Origin of the sequence: Acinetobacter colistiniresistens, assembly GCF_024582815.1 — a bacterium.
Lineage (GTDB): Bacteria > Pseudomonadota > Gammaproteobacteria > Pseudomonadales > Moraxellaceae > Acinetobacter.
In genome coordinates this window covers 926,515-945,756 of record NZ_CP102099.1, presented here as the reverse complement: position 1 = coordinate 945,756, position 19,242 = coordinate 926,515, and the positions used below count along the sequence as shown (strand labels likewise).

At 40.0% G+C, this 19,242-nt stretch carries 21 protein-coding genes, 1 tRNA gene and 2 pseudogenes; 5 read left to right on the top strand and 19 right to left on the bottom strand.

Going from position 1 to position 19,242, the window contains the following annotated elements; translation table 11 throughout:
• Positions 1 to 7: 7 nt before the first annotated feature.
• From NQU59_RS04475 to NQU59_RS04435, 8 genes and pseudogenes are all read right to left on the bottom strand, one after another.
• Positions 8 to 409 (bottom strand): hypothetical protein, encoded by a 402-nt coding sequence (locus tag NQU59_RS04475; protein ID WP_257065203.1) that lies wholly within the window; start codon positions 407 to 409, stop codon positions 8 to 10.
• Positions 399 to 833 carry a DUF4007 family protein gene (locus tag NQU59_RS04470; RefSeq protein ID WP_257066155.1) on the bottom strand — a complete coding sequence of 145 codons (435 nt, stop codon included), beginning with the start codon at positions 831 to 833 and terminating at the stop codon, positions 399 to 401. Before NQU59_RS04470 ends, NQU59_RS04475 begins: the two co-directional genes overlap by 11 nt.
• 8 nt (positions 834 to 841) lie before the next feature.
• On the bottom strand, positions 842 to 1,339 hold the full coding sequence (locus NQU59_RS04465; RefSeq protein WP_257065202.1) for a DUF4007 family protein: 498 nt from the start codon (positions 1,337 to 1,339) through the stop codon (positions 842 to 844).
• Positions 1,340 to 1,553: 214 nt separating this feature from the next.
• A complete protein-coding gene (locus tag NQU59_RS04460) occupies positions 1,554 to 1,844 on the bottom strand; it encodes a hypothetical protein (protein ID WP_257065201.1) in 291 nt (96 codons plus the stop codon).
• A gap of 187 nt (positions 1,845 to 2,031) precedes the next feature.
• Positions 2,032 to 3,924, bottom strand: coding sequence for an esterase/lipase family protein (locus NQU59_RS04450; RefSeq protein ID WP_005238228.1), 1,893 nt, complete (start codon positions 3,922 to 3,924; stop codon positions 2,032 to 2,034).
• Positions 3,925 to 3,934: 10 nt separating this feature from the next.
• Positions 3,935 to 4,387, bottom strand: coding sequence for a T6SS immunity protein Tli4 family protein (locus NQU59_RS04445; protein ID WP_257066153.1), 453 nt, complete (start codon positions 4,385 to 4,387; stop codon positions 3,935 to 3,937).
• Between the two features lie 213 nt (positions 4,388 to 4,600).
• Positions 4,601 to 4,888, bottom strand: a pseudogene (locus NQU59_RS04440) (type VI secretion system tip protein VgrG); the annotation flags it as partial.
• Positions 4,889 to 4,944: 56 nt separating this feature from the next.
• Positions 4,945 to 6,201: a hypothetical protein gene (locus tag NQU59_RS04435; RefSeq protein WP_257065200.1), complete on the bottom strand. Its 1,257-nt coding sequence runs from the start codon at positions 6,199 to 6,201 to the stop codon at positions 4,945 to 4,947.
• Between the two features lie 316 nt (positions 6,202 to 6,517).
• Between NQU59_RS04435 and NQU59_RS04430 the strand changes: the two genes are divergently transcribed.
• Both NQU59_RS04430 and NQU59_RS04425 read left to right on the top strand, forming a co-directional pair.
• A complete protein-coding gene (locus NQU59_RS04430) occupies positions 6,518 to 6,844 on the top strand; it encodes a gamma-glutamylcyclotransferase family protein (protein WP_257065199.1) in 327 nt (108 codons plus the stop codon).
• A 100-nt stretch (positions 6,845 to 6,944) separates the two neighbouring features.
• A tRNA-Thr gene (locus tag NQU59_RS04425) sits at positions 6,945 to 7,020 on the top strand.
• A gap of 9 nt (positions 7,021 to 7,029) precedes the next feature.
• On the opposite strand, the gene NQU59_RS04420 is transcribed toward NQU59_RS04425, so the two are convergent.
• From NQU59_RS04420 to NQU59_RS04405, 4 genes are all read right to left on the bottom strand, one after another.
• Positions 7,030 to 7,452, bottom strand: coding sequence for a GFA family protein (locus NQU59_RS04420; RefSeq protein WP_257065198.1), 423 nt, complete (start codon positions 7,450 to 7,452; stop codon positions 7,030 to 7,032).
• A 7-nt stretch (positions 7,453 to 7,459) separates the two neighbouring features.
• Positions 7,460 to 8,287 (bottom strand): SAM-dependent methyltransferase, encoded by an 828-nt coding sequence (locus NQU59_RS04415; RefSeq protein ID WP_257065197.1) that lies wholly within the window; start codon positions 8,285 to 8,287, stop codon positions 7,460 to 7,462.
• 2 nt (positions 8,288 to 8,289) lie between these two features.
• Positions 8,290 to 9,588, bottom strand: coding sequence for an FAD-dependent oxidoreductase (locus NQU59_RS04410; RefSeq protein ID WP_257065196.1), 1,299 nt, complete (start codon positions 9,586 to 9,588; stop codon positions 8,290 to 8,292).
• A gap of 431 nt (positions 9,589 to 10,019) precedes the next feature.
• Entirely contained in the window at positions 10,020 to 10,886 is an 867-nt protein-coding gene (locus NQU59_RS04405) for a pirin family protein (protein WP_257065195.1), read from the bottom strand.
• Between the two features lie 283 nt (positions 10,887 to 11,169).
• Between NQU59_RS04405 and ycaC the strand changes: the two genes are divergently transcribed.
• Positions 11,170 to 11,796: an isochorismate family cysteine hydrolase YcaC gene (ycaC, locus tag NQU59_RS04400; protein ID WP_005238209.1), complete on the top strand. Its 627-nt coding sequence runs from the start codon at positions 11,170 to 11,172 to the stop codon at positions 11,794 to 11,796.
• A gap of 69 nt (positions 11,797 to 11,865) precedes the next feature.
• Entirely contained in the window at positions 11,866 to 12,792 is a 927-nt protein-coding gene (locus tag NQU59_RS04395; protein ID WP_257065194.1) for a LysR substrate-binding domain-containing protein, read from the top strand.
• Positions 12,793 to 12,802: 10 nt separating this feature from the next.
• Here NQU59_RS04395 and NQU59_RS04390 read toward each other — a convergent pair.
• From NQU59_RS04390 to NQU59_RS04375, 4 genes and pseudogenes are all read right to left on the bottom strand, one after another.
• Positions 12,803 to 12,919, bottom strand: a pseudogene (locus NQU59_RS04390) (LysR family transcriptional regulator); the annotation flags it as partial.
• A 138-nt stretch (positions 12,920 to 13,057) separates the two neighbouring features.
• Entirely contained in the window at positions 13,058 to 13,654 is a 597-nt protein-coding gene (gene ssb / locus NQU59_RS04385; protein WP_005238205.1) for a single-stranded DNA-binding protein, read from the bottom strand.
• A gap of 51 nt (positions 13,655 to 13,705) precedes the next feature.
• Positions 13,706 to 15,067, bottom strand: coding sequence for an MFS transporter (locus NQU59_RS04380; protein WP_257065193.1), 1,362 nt, complete (start codon positions 15,065 to 15,067; stop codon positions 13,706 to 13,708).
• A gap of 156 nt (positions 15,068 to 15,223) precedes the next feature.
• Positions 15,224 to 16,306, bottom strand: coding sequence for a DUF475 domain-containing protein (locus NQU59_RS04375; RefSeq protein ID WP_005238203.1), 1,083 nt, complete (start codon positions 16,304 to 16,306; stop codon positions 15,224 to 15,226).
• Positions 16,307 to 16,478: 172 nt separating this feature from the next.
• Here NQU59_RS04375 and tenA point away from each other — a divergent pair, with 172 nt between their 5' ends.
• Complete coding sequence (tenA, locus tag NQU59_RS04370; protein WP_257065192.1) at positions 16,479 to 17,147, top strand: thiaminase II; 669 nt, start codon at positions 16,479 to 16,481, stop codon at positions 17,145 to 17,147.
• Between the two features lie 63 nt (positions 17,148 to 17,210).
• Here the strand turns inward: tenA and NQU59_RS04365 are convergent, their stop codons facing one another.
• The 3 genes from NQU59_RS04365 to NQU59_RS04355 form a co-directional block, all read right to left on the bottom strand.
• Positions 17,211 to 17,945: a hypothetical protein gene (locus NQU59_RS04365; protein ID WP_005238201.1), complete on the bottom strand. Its 735-nt coding sequence runs from the start codon at positions 17,943 to 17,945 to the stop codon at positions 17,211 to 17,213.
• 315 nt (positions 17,946 to 18,260) lie between these two features.
• Positions 18,261 to 18,614: a DUF1304 domain-containing protein gene (locus NQU59_RS04360; RefSeq protein ID WP_257065191.1), complete on the bottom strand. Its 354-nt coding sequence runs from the start codon at positions 18,612 to 18,614 to the stop codon at positions 18,261 to 18,263.
• Positions 18,615 to 18,667: 53 nt separating this feature from the next.
• Positions 18,668 to 19,234: a DUF2939 domain-containing protein gene (locus NQU59_RS04355; protein WP_257065190.1), complete on the bottom strand. Its 567-nt coding sequence runs from the start codon at positions 19,232 to 19,234 to the stop codon at positions 18,668 to 18,670.
• Positions 19,235 to 19,242 lie beyond the last annotated feature (8 nt).

The following is a 19,242-nucleotide window of genomic DNA, read 5'->3' as shown; positions in this document are numbered from 1 at the left end:
TTATTCGTTAGTTTTTTACAATTGATAAAAATACTTCTTCGATTGAAGCTCTGCTCCCTGTAATTGGAGTAACCAACCAAGGTTTGCTTGAGTAAAAAACTGAAGTTATTGAGTCTAAGTTTATTTTCTTATTTATCTGTTTCCTAATGTCCTCCTTCCCACCAGCTAAACTTGCTAGGATTAAAGCCAATGAGGATTTACCACTACCATAAGGGCCAGTCCATGTAAAAGTACGCTGTTTAGTAGTAATAATTTGATTTGCCATAATGTCTAAAACATTAAGAGCAGAAGGTTGAATTATATATTCTTTGATTGAGTCAAAACTTCCAAAATCCAATTCTATATTTATAGATTTTATAAAGTTTCTATTGATAGAAACAACATCGCCTAGAGTTTTATTAGCAACCATATGCTGATCTCAACAAATTCATTTTAACTTCACAAATATCTTCATTTTTAAGCTTTGTTATTTGCTTCAAACCAGAGCTATCTGTCCAACCCAAGTAACCATCTGAAATTTCTTCAATTCTTGAAAGTCGTTCATTAATGGAATATTCTGTTAATTTAAAAACACGGCCAGGTGAACCATAATCATAAGTTATATTTTTAAACGAAAGTGTTGATTGTGATGACTCATATCTTTTCTCTAAGCTTTCCCAAAAATCTAAAATGGCAAAACAAAATAAAGAGTCAGATAATGATTCATGGTAAGCGTAGTTGAATTGATATAAGCTTTTATTTATTTTTTTTATTAAACCTAATTTAGATAAAAGAGATTCAATTCCATCTTCTGTCTCATTATCCGAAACATAACTTTTTAGACATGTATCAATATCATTCTCTAATGTTTTTTTGATCTAGCATTTTCTGTTTCTAAAACGAGTTCAATCGTTAACTTAAGCACATCATCTTGAGAAAAATTATTATTATTCAAATAGTTAAACAAAATATACCAACTTGTCGAACGTATACTTTTCCCTGCTAAATACCAATGTATTAGCCAAAAAGATGATTCATTCTCTAAAAAACGATCTATTCCCTTATCATTATCAAAAAGAAATTTTCCAATCTCACCAAGCATAAACCCGTTGGGTTCACTGCTTTCTCTAATTACATCAGTAGCCAATGCCCAATGTTTAATTGAAGCTACCATATTTTTACCCACACCAAAGCGTTCAACAGCATCACTTGATGAAAATACAGATTTTGGGCACACTAACTCAAAAGTGTCCTGATGCATTTCTACTTGTGAATAAGCTTTCTTTAGCCACAACTGTCGAAGTGCAAAAGTTTCATGACCAGAAAATATGAGCTTTATATGGGAAGGTAATTGAATCATATTGCTTGCTGGTGAAAGTTACCAGTTATAAAAATGGACTGGTGAATTATACCAGTAATAACATTTAAAAGTCATATTCTAAAAACTGTGTCTTCTTTATATATTTATATATAAAACAACAAAGTATAGTAAAAAACAAATTTGAACATAATTTTTTTATTCTGCACGACAGCTCGTGACGCCCAAAACATTAGCTTAAAAAAAGAAAAACCATTTAATGGTTTTTCTTAATTTCACAAATAGCTTGATGAAAGACCATATAAGCCTGTTTTGCAAATGCAATACTCTCTTTAGCTTCCATATCCACTATCGGCACCTCTTGCAATACTTTATTTTCCTCAACTGAGACTAATTCTAAATTTCTTTCATTTAATCTAAAAACTACATCACATCTATTAAATGATCTGCCTATGTAGTCTTGTACTTGTTTAAAACATTCATATTTTACAAGCCTACTTTCAATGAAAATTTTGATCACTTCATCATTCAGATTATTTTCAACCATAAATCAACTTACCCTCTGCTCTAACTTAGCCTCAATCCACTGATGAATCTCCCAAGCTGACCAACCAATACGCATTTCAGTTAATCTTATAGGCTGAGCAAATCTCGGATCATAAGACTTTAATTTCTTATTAATCATTACGAATCAGTTAAATAAATTTAAGACCATGAAAGGTAAAACCTAAAACTCAGCACAACTGTTCCATAATTTTTGCGATGGAAAAAATTGTACTTCGGTGCACATTCTTATCATCATAACTTGCAGCATGATCGAGCCCGCGCATGACAAAAACCTGTTTTAAACCTCTTTTTTCAACGTCGGCTCCAGATTCACTACAAACCGTTCCATCGCCCGCGGAAGTCGGCAGAATTCGAATATTAAAAGTAACTATATTGCCTTCGGTATCTTCAATGGTTCTAAAACTATCCTGATCAAATAACCGTTTAAAACCGTCATGCTTTTGTGCGGTAACAACAATAGGTTCCAAAGTGACCGTTCTTGCGATTTCTTCTTCTGTAAGAGGGGGTGATTTATCAGCAGTTTCTTCTGGCGTTTCTGCTTGTTCCGCGCCATGCTTAGCATATCCACGGTATTCGATTAAATCGTCTTCAGTATCAATAGGCAAAACTTGCTCCGTACTCCAGAGCACTTCATTATAAGCCAAATGCTTTTCGTCCCGCCCATAATGAGCATAAGTATTCGGATGATAACTATCGGCTATTTTTGAGTGAAAATCTTGTACTTTTTTAACATTTCTTAAGTAAAAATCAACAATACCTAGCCCACTCTCTTGATCTAATTGAGCCTCCAAAATACCTGCTGGATCAATAAAACCTTCATTGATCATGCTCCACCAAGTATCAGTACGTGTATAAATATCAGAATAAGGGTCATCTTTAGGCAATCTTGCCGTAACGATCTCGCCACTTCTATTCCTTGCTCGCAACGTTAACCAGGTTTTCGTCTGACTACCATCCTGAGCTTTATGCTGTAAAAAATTGCCAAATGGTAATAATTGCAATGCTCCGGGTGAATTCGCCAAAACAGGCATCAGCCGTTCGGAGGTCGCTCCAAAAACCTGAGCACTCTTATTCGCTTTTATTTTGGCTATCCAGCCATCAACAACTTCTCCACCTTCCCAGCCGCGACAAATACGTTGATAAACGGTTGGAGCACCACTCGCAGGCATGACACCATGCATTACACCTAAAATATCATCTTTAACAGAACTTTCTTGTATTAAGGCTCTTGTCACTAACCCACCCATGGAATGGGTTACAATAATAAACTTCTTAAACTCTTGTTTTGGAAATTCCTTTTTAATTTGAGCTTTGACATAATTTTGCATCATGTGAGCAACATATTTAGCAGAATCATCATTTGATTGTAGCCAGTTATAACCTATGGCAAAAACAGGAAAGCTATAATTGGCGAGCTTCCCGTGTAACTCTTTGGTCAATAATTCAATTTCTTGATTTATCGGCCCCCAGTCTTCTTTTATATCTTCTAATTTAGATTCATCACTTGAACCCATCCCAAGAAAAGATTTAGAACCAGTTGCTACGATTTTCTTCCATTCTTTCGTACCCGCAAAATGATCTGGATCATTTAGATCTTTTGTGGTTGTCTTTTGCTTTACCAACTCATGGTTTAAGTATCGTTCTAGATAAATAAGGATCTTAGAATATCCTTCCCACCACACAGATCCCCAACCTCTACGGATTGCTTTTGCGCGATCAAAATGATCAATGTCCTCAATCGCATCTTCATCAATATAACCATCCTGCCCAACGATCGTGGTTTCAGGGTTTAATTCCATTTGTCTGGTTCTAGCATCCCGTTGTTCACCTGCACTGGCGGCTGCCAACCCCTCCCTAGTCCCATTAGGCGGATACCAAACATGTCGACCATCGCCTTTATTTTTCAAATTAGACCCCATAATCCCGGGAATAAAAATAATCGGCACGACATATTTAGCAGGTAAGGTTACCTTACATAAGGTTTCAGTTTTCGTGGGTGTTGTCTGAGAAACAAATTTGGCATTATCTTCAGTATTATAAGGTTGATGTTCAAAGCCCATTTTTATTATCCTAGAATTTCTTTAATGAATTTAAGATAGCTTCATATATCTGAAGTCCATGATTATTGGAAATGCTTGAGGTTCTGACATAATTTTCAGTTCTGGCGGTGTCGACCGTCATGGAAACGAATGGATCTAGAGCTGAATTCACGGTCCCTGCATGCTCCCATGTGGCGATGATCCCTGTCCCCCCTTCCATTGGGACTTGTGTGACTAACTCAAGCCCGCTCAAAGGTGAGCTCTGGTTCACTGTTTTTTCACCCTTTCTTAAATCTTTGGTCTGATTTTTAGTTGTTATATAGTTGGGACTTTTTTGAAGATTTTTTTCCGTCCTCACCAATAAATTATCTTCTGCTTTATAAATCGCTTCTGTTTCAGCTGTAATCACAACTGAAGGGGCATTTGCAAAATTAAACCCTACTCGTTGTTTTGTAAATTTATAGTCTTTTCCATTGTCTTTAATAAATCCATTTTTAAGACAAACTCCCTGCTCTGTAGGAATTTTATTATTATCTCGAGCTCTTAAATTTTTAACGAGATATTTAATTCCATTAATGCTTTTATCCTCATTTTTTTTGAATAAGAACCTGTAATTTTAAAAAGAGTTCTTAACGATTGATCATATACAAATGCATAAACCTCAACAGGTAATCTACCATTTGCAAATGTTGAATGTCCCCTGGCTTGCCCCTGTGATAATGCCTGTGGTTCTAAACAGTTGGCCTGAATCTGTCACTTGATCTACAGCAACTTGGCATCCAATAAACTGTTTGAGTTCGATATAAGGATTGGTTGATAAGCAAATTAACTCTACAGATAGCCCATCATTAATGCCATGATAGCCCTCTAGGCGTTGCAGCATGATTTGAGTATTAAGCGCTGCATTTGAAAACTGAATACTCATTGCACGTTTTTGAGTACCAACGCCTAATTTATCCAAGACGCTAAAGATATTATTCAACATTATTATTGCCTTATTCTTGATCAAAAAAAATTACCAGAATGATTTATCTGATTCAATTATGAACAGGTTTCGTTTTGTGTCATTGTAACTAAAAGTCTTCGATAACCTTGCACTACATAGCGACCCAACTGATATTTTTCTTGTATTTTTGAAATACTGAGTTGCTCCAAATCCTGTTGGTGTTGTTTTACCCAAGCCCTCTTTTGATCCTCAATGGTAATATTTAAAAATTTTCTTAAGACCATACGATTTTTAATAATATATTTTTCACTTCGTTTTAATCTTTTCGCAACTTCAGTCACGCTTAAATGCAAGTCCAATAGAATCTCCTGATTTTCTAAACGCCATGCTTGAACTCGATCCTTATGCTTTGCCAGACCTAAACGTTGTCTTAATTCATCTTTCTTCCGAAAAATCTGTTCAAGGCTCAAACCAAGCTTTTTGACTAAATCTTCATTACTTAACTCAGGATTAAGGAGGTCTTCTTGATGTAGCGCAAACCAAGCCTCTTTTTGTACTTTCATTTTAGGGATATCTAGGATTTCTCTTAATTTTGCTTTTGCTCTTAAAATTTCTCCTGGCATTTTTTGGAATTGATCAGCTAAGACGGCAACCGTTTTTCCTGAGTTTAATAATTCCTCCTGATGATCCAATAACCATTGCCGCTTTTCTTGCTTATCATTTTGAAATTTTTCAGAAAAACTGAATTCATCTAGCTCTTGTTGAATACGGTTATAAAATTTTTTAGCGATGAATACACTGACATCAAATTTTTCTACGATTTCCTGAACAGTTAAGCCATTCAGCTGCTGTTTATTGGCTTGAAACCACTGTTCTTGAATCACCTCAGATTGCTTTTTTCTAAGTTTCTTCGGCACAGGAATATCGACAAGTTCAGCCAACCAGATTTTATGTTGATAAACTTGAGGTCGCGTTAATCCATACTTAGCTTTTAATGTCTCTAAACTGTCGTACAACAATTCATCTTGATGTGCCAGAATCCATGGATCATTTCGATAGATAAAATTTCTTTGAATACCTAATAACCGTCTGAATTTACCAACCATACTTAAAGAGAGTTCAAGTTGTTTCGCAACTTCAAAGACTTTGTATTCTTTTACCAGATCAGCCATTTCTGACGTTAAAATCACTGAAAAACTTGGACTAATGCCCTCATCTTTAGCGGTAAACCCGTAAGGCCAGCCACGATAGACCCTAATCCCAGTATGTGTTTTTCGCTCTTCGTAAGCATCCCAATACTCGCCCTCCCAATCCTTGATGGTTTTAATTTTAAAATGTTTATATTTTCCCATTATTTTAGTTCACTACTCACCATAAAATAGAAAGTCATATCCATCAGACTTTTTACTGAGCTTAATACTAGCGAATACTCATTTCAGAGATCAAGAATCGACCTAACATGGATATTAAACTGACCTATTTTATGCCTATGCTTTAAATCACAACATTCTTCGTATTATGATTAAAATAGAAGATAAAAATTAAACATCTACATTTATATCAAAAGACAACAGCTCACCTAAAAAAGCAGAATTCTTTTTATTCTCACAGATATCCGCGCTTACCCTTTTTTGCTACCCTATTTCTTTTACTTTCCTCGCTTTCACTATGCTCAGTTTATTTGTTTACGGGACTCTAGGACCAAACCGTCCCAATGCCCATATCATGGAAAATATTGGTGGTACATGGGCAGACGCACATGTATTTGGCACACTCAAACAACAAGGTTGGGGCGCTGAACTGGGCTTTCCGGGCATTATGCTTGATCAAACAGATCAAAAGGTCTCTGGCTTTGTGTTTTTCTCAGATAACCTAGAACAACACTGGCAAGCACTGGATGAATTCGAAGGTGCAGGCTATCAACGTGTGCCTATGAAAGCACACTTAAGCACGGGTGAAGTGATTGATTCCTTTGTTTATGCGCTCAACACATAAATCAGAATTGGCGAAAATTTGCTGATTCAATTAAATTTATCTGTTTGCTTATTTTTTCGCTTGTTTTTTTAATTAGATTCTGTAGAATTCTCGCCACGTTGCCGGCATAGCTCAGTTGGTAGAGCAACTGACTTGTAATCAGTAGGTCCACAGTTCGAATCCGTGTGCCGGCACCATTTCTCGCTTTACTCTCGTTTTTTCCCGATCATTTTTTCAAAATGCGAAATATTCGGATTTAATAAATCCCATTCATTTGCATGACTCACAAAACATTCTGCTTGCGGTTGATACAGATTTGGATCATCCAGTGTTCCTGCACGGATTGAAATCATTTCGGGCACGAGTTCGGGTAGGCCAAACATTTGCGATCCACAATTAGGGCAAAATGCACGGCGTATCGGCTTACCAGATAACCCCAAAGACTCAAAATACTTGAGTTCACCATTAATTTTTAGTTCAGAGTGATGAAAGAAAGCAATCGGTGCATAAGCACTGCCCGTGGCTTTTTGGCAATCACGACAATGGCAATTAAAACGATAACGTGGCGCAACCTCGGCCTGATAGCTCACTGCCCCACACAGGCATGAACCTTGATATTGATTTGGCATCTTTTTCTCACTTTTTTACTGCACTGATTTGAATATAACGTACTAATCCATCTTGGTAGAGTTTTCGGCACAACTTGGCAGTCATCTCGATTTTGAGTTGAGCCAAATCAAAGGCGGTTTTTTTAGATTTTCGTGTTTCAATATATTCGGCAAAACCATTCAACACAGGCTTAGAAAAATCCTGAATTTTAATATCAATAAAACCATGCTGCGCTAAAGTCTGCGCAAGCTGTTGCTGATCCATCAGATACTGCCAATTCACATCGGCACTTTTTAATAGATAGCGATATTTTTGTTTTTGTAGAGCAGAACAGTGTAGCCAATTATCCGACCACATCAGGGTGTGAAACGCGATCCGACCTTTTGAATTCAAAACTACGGATGTCGAATCAAGAAATGAATTCAAATCACTGTGATAAGCCGCATCTATACACAGCACCAGATCAAATGAATTCAAAAGTCCGAGTGTTTTTAAATTCAAAAAAGATCCACAATGAATTTGCACTTGCGGTAATTGTTTTTGAATTCGTTTGACGCATTCGGGCTGTAACTCAACAGCACTGAGTTGTTGAATGTGATAATGCTGAAGCCAGTGCAGCAGACTGGCGCCTTGCCCACAGCCGAGATCTAAAACACGATCTGTGGATTTCAGTTGAATCGATTGGGCAACTTGATCGGCCAGACTTCGACAGGCCTGTGGATAATCATAATGTTGGCCTTGCCAAAAGCCTAAATTACTCCAAGCAAGCAGCGCATCATCACCAAGCCGTTTGGCATCAATCGCATATTTGTGCCCAATGACTTTTTCGATCAGCGCTTGCTTGAAGGAACTCATACTTAATAACCGAGTTCAGGCGCTACTTTGACTTTTGGTTTTAATCCAACAAAAGGTATGGCTGCACCTAGGATTTCAGAAATATGCATGGCCGAGGTCACAGCAGATTCTAAAATTGGCAAGCCATCGCATGACCATGAACCGCAATAAAATACTTTACGGTTTAAATCCAGATGACGCTGCTGAATTTGTTTATTCAAGGCCACGGTTTCCGAATCGACCACTGCACGGGTGAGTTTAACTTTGGAAATCACTTTCTTTGGATCGATATCAATCACCGGACACCAGGTTTGGAACACGGCATTTTTACCGACCAAACTCGGCTCAATCGCATTAATCCACACGGTAAATTGCTGGCGAGTAAATTTACGATCCATCATATAGCTCAATACCGCCCAATCTTTGCGGCGTTGCGGCATCACAATCGGATCGGTATGAATAACTAAATCGCCTTGTTCGAAACGGAACTTTTTCAATAAGGCAATGTCTTCAGCAAATTGTGGTTGTTTCAGAAAATCTTCAATCACTGGGGTTGGCGTGGCAATCACTACACGGTCAAATAACTGGCTTTCGCCTTGTGCATTTTCCACCAACACTTTTTCACCCTGCTCTTCGACTTTTTGAACAGCTGAACCACTATGAATGTCGATACCTTCAATCAAGCGATTGACCAACGCAGGCGTTCCACCTTTCATCCGTAATAAGGCTTCACCTTCTGTCAACTGTCGGATAAATTCCAGTAAAGGTTTCGCAGGCCATTCACCAATGGTTTTGGGATGGCAAGTACAAATGGTATACAGCACTGGCATCACGGTACCATGCCAGAACACTTCCTCAATATGATACTGATTCATGAACTCGGCCAAGGTAATGTCTTGATTGTCTGATTTAAAAAATTGATGTACCGCGGTTTTCAGTTGCAGCATACCTTTGACCAGACGCCAGCCATATTGCTGAATCCCTTTACGGTTATTGATAATCGGGAAATTGCCGATACGGCTGCGTGAGGTGGTCAGCCATGTATCGGTTTTATCATCAAATAACCAACTGCAAGCCATAAAGGTACGGACAGGAAAAGTTTCGATGCCTAAATAGCTGGCTAAACTTAGGGTATTCTGCCAAAGTTTTGGATTCATGACCCTTAACGGTGCATCAATAATGCCACCATCAAAATCAATACTATGACTATCCATGCCTCGGCCTGCGAGTGCTTCGAATATGGTTACTTTATGCCCGGCATCATGTAGGATTCTGGCTGAGGCAAGTCCTGCCATTCCACTGCCAATAATTGCAATATCCAAAATTATGTCCCATCAGTTGATGATTTTTCTTGATTATGACTGATACTTCCGCGAAATACGGTATTAAAAAATACCAGATTCAAGCCTTCTGCCAGACTTTTGTCGTAATATCGTTGTTACTTTCTTGTTACATTTTATCACAATTTGAATTTTAAACGTAACATAATGAAAAAAATGGACTTATTACATTTTAGGCCAAAAAACATACAGAACATTCTATATTTTACCATTTTCAGTACTTTATTCGCTTTGCAAGGTGCTAAATCAGTGCTATGTTTATTGCATAACAACGAGAACAAAGTCACATAACAAGCTGAATAATTATAAGTGACATAATATTAAAAAATCAATAGAGGACCCTTACAGCTAAAGCCTATCACTCCAAAGGAGTGATAGGCTTTCTTATATAGACTATTGATTTAATTCAATACTTAAGCATGCATCGAACCAAATTTACCGCTATTGAAATCACGAACTGCCTCGACGATTTCAGCTTTGCTGTTCATGACAAACGGCCCATAACCTTCAATCGGCTCATTCAACGGTTGACCCGTCAAAATCAGGAATTTGCTGTCTTGCTCGGCCTGAATACTAAAGTCAATTTCCTCTCGGCTAAGGATCACCAAGCTTGGCGCTTCAATGCTTTGAGTTTCATTCAAAAGCACCTGACCTGATAGTAATACTAACAATGTAGTCTGCCCTTCAGATATATAAAACGTATGCGTTTGACCTTGAACAATTTTGCCATCCCAGACATTGACTGGACTAAAGGTGCTTGCTGCACCTGCAGTGTCTTGGTATTGACCTGCAATGACTCGCATTTCACTGCCTGCATCATCCAGTGCAATATGCTGAATTTGATTCGCTTCAATGGCTTGGTATTTTGCTGGCGTCATTTTTGAATGCGCTGGCAAATTGACCCAAAGCTGTACCATTTCAAACAAACCACCATGATGGGCAAATTCAGGAGAATGGAACTCCTGATGCAAGATCCCGCCACCTGCAGTCATCCATTGCACATCACCCGCTTTAATAGTTCCACCACCGCCACTCGAGTCTTTATGGGTGACTTCACCCTGATAGGCAATGGTCACTGTTTCAAAACCACGATGCGGATGTGAACCCACGCCATGCTGTGCTGTGGTTGGGTCAAAACGGTATGGTGCCGCATAGTCCAACAATAAAAAAGGACTAATGCTTTGGCCTAAACGGTCATAGGAAAACAAGTTATAGACTGGGAAACCATCACCTACCCAGTGCATGTGCTTGTTTTGATACACACCAAGAATTTTTTTCATTTGGTTTCTCCCTGAGGGTAGAAGTTCTGTTCTTGATGCTTATTTTACCCCTCCGTTCTCAATGCTTATAGCACCAGTTTGGCAACACATTATTCTACAGATAGGACAATCTGATCTTAAAAATAAAATTAATAGCAAGATATCAACAATCATCCTATTTTTGACATTGTTTATCTCATTTTTCAGACTTCATCCCACACTAAAATTTAATTAGCATCCTTTCAGGCAAGAGGAAAAATCTCGATCTTTTAAACTTCTTTCACAAAAACATGAGGATAAAATTATGGCTAACAACTACGCTCGCCTAGACAAAGACAATGCTGCGGTGCTTTTAGTCGACCATCAAACAGGTCTACTTTCCTTGGTTCGGGATATTGATCCAGACAAATTTAAAAATAATGTTTTGGCGTTGGCAAATGCCGCAAAGTATTTCAATTTACCCACGATTCTGACCACCAGTTTTGAAAATGGCCCGAATGGCCCACTGGTACCTGAACTGAAAGAGATGTTTCCCGATGCTCCTTATATTGCCCGTCCCGGTCAAATCAATGCTTGGGACAATGAAGACTTTGTCAAAGCCATCAAAGCCACAGGCAAAAAGCAATTGATTATTGCGGGTGTGGTTACAGAAGTCTGTGTGGCTTTTCCTGCCTTATCTGCCTTGGCAGAGGACTTCGAGGTGTTTGTGATTACGGATGCTTCTGGAACGTTTAATGCCTTAACCCGTGATGCAGCATGGGATCGGATGTCACAAGCCGGCGCACAACTAATGACCTGGTTTGGGATGGCTTGTGAATTGCATCGTGACTGGCGTAATGACATTGAAGGTTTAGGTACTTTATTCTCGAATCACATTCCTGATTATCGCAACCTGATGAACAGTTACGCACAAAATACCACGCAAAAATAAATGCGCATATTAAGATTAGGATTGTTAATGCTATCCTAATCTTTTCATCTTTATCGGATTCGATTGGCCTTGATCAACTCATTTGATGACTTTCATTATTTTTACTTGGTGGTGAAACATGGCGGATTCAGTGCCGCCAGCGAAGCTGAAAATATCAGTAAATCCAAACTCAGCCGCCGTATCATTGAGCTAGAACATAAATTCAATGTCAGCCTGATCCAGCGTACCACCCGTCATTTTAAAGTCACGGATTTGGGCCAAGAATTTTATGAAGAGTGCTGTAAAGTGATTGCACAGGTCGAATGTGCCGAAAATATCTTGCTCAAACAAAAAAATGAACCACAAGGTGTGGTTAAAATCAGTTGCCCGCCCTTGATGATGCATTTCCAAATTCGGAAATTACTCAATCAATTTTTAAAAGCCTACCCCAAAGTTGAAATTTCCTTAGAGCTCACCAGTCGACGGGTCGATGTACTGCATGATGATATTGATATCGCCATCCGCACCAGTTTTGAACCCAATCAGGATTCCAGCTTAATTGTGCGCGATGTGATTCGCACCGAGCACTGTCTAGTCGCTGCGCCCGAATTATTAGAAGGCAGAAGCATTCGCCATTATTCAGAGCTAAAGCACTACCCAAGCGTCGCCTTGGGTATTCAGAAACATCAATATTATTGGCATTTATGTCATATCCACAGTGATGAAACTGTCGATGTGCCTTATCAACCGCGGGTCAAAAGCAATGATTTGGCTGGAGTCTATTATGCGGTCCATGATGGACTTGGCATTGCCGACCTCCCCTATCTGACAGTACAAAGCGATATTAAAAAAGGCAAACTGATTCACCTCTTACCTGAATGGAAATCCAATCGGGGTACCGTGCAATTGGTCTATGCCTCACGCAAAGGCCAACGCTTGGTGGTGGAGAAACTGATAGAGACCCTCATGGCGGGCCTGAGGGAATTGGCAAAAACTGACAGTGGCTATTCCTTATAGCCCCGTTTTTTTAATAGAGTACCGAATTCTGTTGCTTCAGCTCAGCAAATTTTTTGACCAAAAAATCGATCAATAATTTCATCGACGCTAATAAGCCTCGTCTAGCAATGTAGGCCAAGTGGATCAGTTATAGATCAAAGCGATAGTAAAGTCCAAAAAATAGTGACTCACCACGAGGCTTTGGGCTCAATTCGATAACAAACGAGTCCGACAAAAAAGGCATAAAACTGAGTTTTATGCCTTTTTTCATGCTGGGTGCAAAAGTTTAGAACGGTAAGTCGTCATCTAAATCCGCAGGTGCCGCTGCAGCCGGTTGCGGTGCTGCTTTTGGTGAATTAAAACCATTGCCCGCTTGTGGACTGCCTGCATAATTACCTTGCTGGTTGCCGCCATTAAAACCACCAGTTTGACCATAACCACCTTGATTGTTGTTATTGTTATAGCCCGTATTTTGGTAACCACCACCTTGGTTATTATTGTTGTTAAAACGAGGTTGATTAAAGTCACCACCGCTCTGCTCACCTTGTTGACGGCTATCGAGCATTTGCATTTGATCACCACGGATTTCCGTGCTGTAACGCTCTTGACCATTTTGGTCTGTCCATTGACGGGTACGCAATGAACCTTCGATATACACTTTCGAACCTTTACGCAGATACTGCTGCGCAATTTCACCTAAACGGTTGTGCAACACGATACGGTGCCATTCTGTTTGCTCTTTACGCTCACCCGTACTTTTATCCATCCACGATTCACTGGTTGCAATCGAGAATTGAGTCAATGATCCACCATTTGGAAAGGTTTTCGTTTCTGGATCCTTACCTAAAGTACCGACTAAAATAACTTTATTCACACCACGCATTAGCTGTCTTCATCCTATATATTTCTATGTTTTACTTTATAAGAGTTATGATTAAATGGCTACCTCTTTGCCAATCAAGTGCGTTAAATCTTGTCGCCCAGTATCATCAATGCTCTGTTTATCGACTTTAATATACGCAACTTGCTGTTCAGGCATCACCACGACTTCTTCAATACCACGAATTGCCAACAGTTTTGAAGTCCATTCATCTGTTTGTATTGCCTGAGGTAAAGGCAACACGATGGAAGATAAATATCTTGGCTGAGCCAGACCAAAACTAATCAGCAGCCATATTATAGCAATCCCCGTCAGTACACTCCACCCAAGCGCAGTATTCTGTAACATCAAAAGCTGTCCACCTAAAGTACCACCAAAGAAAGCACCTAAAAACTGGCTACTGGCATTGACGCCCATCGCCGTGGCTTTAGATTGAATCGGTGCGGCTTTAGACAGCCATGAAGGCAATAATGCCTCCATCACATTGAAGGCAATAAAGAATAAACCCAGTCCTGCCAGCAATACATATTTAGACTCATAGCCAAAAATCAGAATCAGCAATCCGCCAATAATCCCCGCAATTGCAGTGAGAAAAATGCCGCGCATTTTACGATATTTTTCCGCAATGATAATGCTGGGAAAAGCAAAAAACAGACTGATCACCAACAGCGGTAAATAGACTAAACCATGCTTGGCCAATGGAATTTGCGCATACTCAATCAACTGCGAGGGTACATAGATAAACATTGCCGTGAGGAGTAAATGCAAAGCAAATACCGACACATGCAGTCGGTTCAACTCACCCATTTGAATCACTTGTTTGAGTTGGGTCAAATAACCTTGCTGATAATTGCGGTGATGTCGCGTGACTTTTGGCACCAGAAGCAACATCGAAATCGCAGCCAAGCCCATAATAGTGGTGACAAAGAATAAGCCAGAAATACCGACCAGACTGGTGAGCCAAGGTCCCAAACTAAAAGCGACAACGAAGGATAAACCGATACTCATGCCCATCGCCGCCATGGCTTTGGTACGCTGTTCTTCACGAGTGACATCGGCCAGTAATGCCATCACCACAGCAGAGACCGCGCCTGCACCGGCAATGGCACGCCCAATAATCACGCCATAAATGGTATCGGATAAGCCTGCGATTGCACCGCCGATTGCAAACAATAATAACCCCAGGACGACCAAAGGCTTACGGCTAAAACGATCGGCCAACAAACTAAAGGGGATCTGTAAAATCGCCTGAGTTAAACCATAGACTCCAACCGCGAGACCAATCAAGGCGGGTGTAGCATATTGGTAAGATTGTCCTGCAACTGAAAACACAGGAATAATCATGAACAGGCCCAACATGCGTAAGGCAAAAATGCTACTTAAGGCAAAGGTTGAACGACGTTCTAAAGCATTCATTGTTGATAAGACACTATAACTGGCTCAGCGAATTATAAGCCATTCGCCTACAAAGGTTGTAAGAGATTATGAAAAACACAATCTTTCTGCAGAGAAAAAATAAAGGAGCGACTATCGCTCCTGTATTTAAAATAGCTAACCAAGCTGAAAGCAAGCTTAAGAGGCTTGCTGTTCCCGCTTGCTATATTGAATCGAGGCAATTACCGCCCAGACAATAAAGGCCACACCGATTAAGCCGGTCACCACTTCAGGTACATGCAGCCCCGTACCGCTGGCGATCATAATAAATGCCAAGGCACCAATTGCATAATGTGCACCATGCTCTAGGAAAATATAGGCATCCAGCGTACCTTTCTCTACCAGATAAATGGTCATTGAACGGACAAAAATCGCACCAATCGCCAAGCCAAGCATGATGATCACCACATCGCTGGTAATCGCAAAGGCACCAATCACCCCATCAAAACTGAACGATGCATCTAATACTTCAAGGTAAAGGAAGCCGCCAAAACCTGCTTTTACGACGCCAGAAGCGGCACCATTTGAGTCATGCGTCACCGCATTGCCATCTTCATCAATCTCAGGCTCTCCTCCCAGTAAATGACTCAAAACCTGCACCCCGATATACACCACAATGCCCCAAATCCCCGCCATGGTCACCGCTAGGCGAGCAGATTCATCTACATTAGCCGCCATGATGAGCATTGCAATCAAGGCGAGGAAAACCGACATCGCGGGCACACTGGCCAAATGTGCCAGTTTCGCTTCTAGCCATCTGAACCAGTGGGTTTCTTTACCATCATCAAAGAAGAAATTCAGGAATACCAGCAACAGGAAGGTTCCACCAAATGCTGCAATTTCAGCATGATGTGCCATTAAGCGTTCAGAATAGGTCTTCGGATCATTGAGAGCCAATTTTGCTACTTCAATCATGCCCATGTCAGCGGTCACCGCAACAATCACCACAGGGAAGATTAAGCGCATCCCAAATACAGCAACCAGAATCCCAACGGTTAAGAAAATCATTTTCCAGAAATGATCCCAACCACGAAGTACAGATGCATTGACCACGGCATTATCAAAAGATAAAGAAACTTCCATCACTGCCAGAATTGCAGTAATGGTCAATGCTTTCAGCATTGTCGTAACCCCTGCTTCAGGGCCATGCGTATAGCCCCAGTAAGCAGACAATGCCAAACACACTACCGTAAAGAAAATTGAAAAACGAAAATGCTTCATGAGCAGCCTTTTATTCAAATCGTTGAGTTATAAAAATATGTCTATTGTAGGCGAGTTTTCAGTAAAAGTTAGAAAAGATTGTTGCTCTTGTTTTGAAGAAAAAAATATCCGAATCAGACTCTGTTATAGTTCAGCAAGATTTATTTTTTCGTATTTTAACAGGTTCAAATCGATGACGTTTTCTCAAGATGTTTGGCAACGCAATCAAGACTTATACCAAAAAATACTAGCGCTGCCGTTTAATCAGGAACTGGCCGCAGGTACATTAGATCGCGATGTCTTTTGTCATTATGTGATTCAGGATGCCCATTATTTATTGGCGTACGGCCGTGCGCTTGCGGTTGCTGCAGCAAAAGCCTATGCAGCAGATGACGTGATCCAATTTTCTGAAGCGGCTAAAATTGCCATTATTGTAGAACGCAGTTTACACAATGACTTCATGCAGGAATTTGATGTCAGCAAAATCGAGTTTGAAAACACTCCACTGACGCTGGCGTGTCATCATTACACCTCTTTCCTGACGGCAACCGCATGGTCAGAAAGCTATCCGGTGATTTTAGCAGCCTTATTGCCCTGCTTCTGGATTTATGCAGAAGTGGGGAAAGATATCGTCAGCCAGTCGGTTGCCAACAACCCTTATCAGGCATGGATCGATACCTACGCAGGTGAAGAATTTAATACGGCGGTGCGTAATGTAATTGCAACCGTGGATAAAGTCGCGGCCCGTTGTGATGAAGACACCTTAGCCAAAATGCATGCGGCCTATACCATGGGGGCAAAACTGGAATGGTTGTTCTGGGACAGCGCTTATCAGCAACGTCAATGGTTAGGTTTGGATTAGTTTAATGCGACGACCTCGAATAGAAGGAAGGTTGGGGCTTCCTTCTATGTCAAGCAATACCATCTAATTTCTGCGCCATTTTCCCCAGTTCAGAAAAATGGTAGCAGCCAGAATGGTCAGAAAAATCAGAAATTTAGTTTCAAACTGAGCAAAGCGAAATTCATGACTACGGCTGGTGTTGCGAAAAGATTGCTCAACCTGTTCCACGTCTGCTTTTTGATGAATATCCAACGCTAATAATTGTGGTGTTTTATCAGCCTCACCAACAACCAAATAAGCCGCTTTAATATCAAAGTCTTGACTATTGATCACCCCAAAACTAAGTTTTGCAGGCTTCTGCAAATTATATTCTGGAATCCAATCGATAATCTGTCCATACACGCGAACATTTTCTGTTGTGCTTATCGTAGGATCTAGTACCTTTTGACCTGTTTGATCTTCAATTTCTTCAACTAAATCATCAAATGCTTTAAGAGAATAATTTTGCCGTATCGGTAAATGATTGGCAACCAAGCTAATAACATCCGTTGAATTGCTTGGATGTGCCTTATTGATGATGCCCTCGCCTTTAACCGCAAAATCAGCTTGAGTGGTCATTGCACCAGACTTAGGTACTCCGATCAAATAAAAAGCCGTCCATAGTTGTGAACTTGGTGCTAGATTTTTCAGCTCGACTTGATAAAACTCATCATGATTTAAATTAAATACTTGATCAAATCCAATAATTTTTGTTTCCTGTGCCAGTACCCCAAAGCTTAAGCACACGCCCCATCCAAATAATATGATTTTTCTTAGCATTATTATTGCTCAATGTCTGCATGCGATTTATTTTAATCCAGAAAAAATTAAAACATAAATAAATATTTGATTTTATTGTATTTGAATGACAAAAACGGCAGCTTTTTGCATTTCTGTATCACTAGTTCCCAATAATTCCCGATCAAAATACGCCTCTTGCTATACAGGAAATAGTGTGTGTTTTCACAGGTATAAAAAAGCCCCACTTAAGGGGCTTAGTCGTATATCGTATCGTCCGATATACTGTATGAGGCTCATCTCAAACTAGGCGCATTAAAGCATAAATCAGATCAAATGCCTACTTTTATTGCTGGGTTAAAAAACATTCACCACAATTAAAGCCAGCAATGCAGGGATTGCCTGAATATAAATAATCTTTTTGCTTGCTGTCAGTCCACCGTATATACCCGCGATCAGCACACAGCCTAAAAAGAAATTGGCAATTGCCGTGGCATAGTTTGCGGGCGCCAGTAATGCCCAAAATAATCCAGCAGCCAGAAAGCCATTATACAATCCCTGATTTTGTGCCAGAACCTTGGTGAGCTGCGCTTTTTCCAGACTATTGCCAAAGGCTTTTAAACCATAGGGCTTATCCCACAACAACATTTCCAGCACCAAAATATATACGTGTAATACCCCAAGCAATGCAATCAGTATCTTTCCTAACATTTTTTTATTTTCCCTATCTGTTCGCTTGTGCGTTATTTCAATCTATCACCAATCTATTGCAATTGCTGCATAGGCAATTGGATTTGTGTGACTTTCCAGCTCAACCCCTGTCTTTGCATGATCACATTCATCTTCGACCGCTGTTCAGCCTGTTGAATTTCCACCACAAACTGGTTCAAAGACTGATAATGACTTCGATATTTAACCTGTTGTGGTGATGACTGTTTCTGGGTCTCAGCCTGCACAGGTTGCGAGTGTACCGAGTAAGGCAAACCTTCTTTTAACTTTTTGCCTTGCAACAACATCGAAACCCCTTGTGGGCTCACCATCATATCGACCATTTTATCCACCATGGATGAAGCCAACAACGTACCTAGTGCAGCAAAACTCCCTTCACGGCCTTGTTCATCTTCTGGGAATTTTTTTAATAAGGCTGCATTGAATTGATCTTTAAGATCTTGGCGTACACTTGGAAAGTCCACATAATGGGCTAAAGCGGTCGTGTCCTCATTTTTCAACGCTTGACGGATTTGATAAATCGTCAAATAAGGCGATGCAAAAAGATAAGCCATCATCAGCAAAAGCAGCGCAACTATGGAGATTTTCAATTTTTTTGACATGCAGCCCT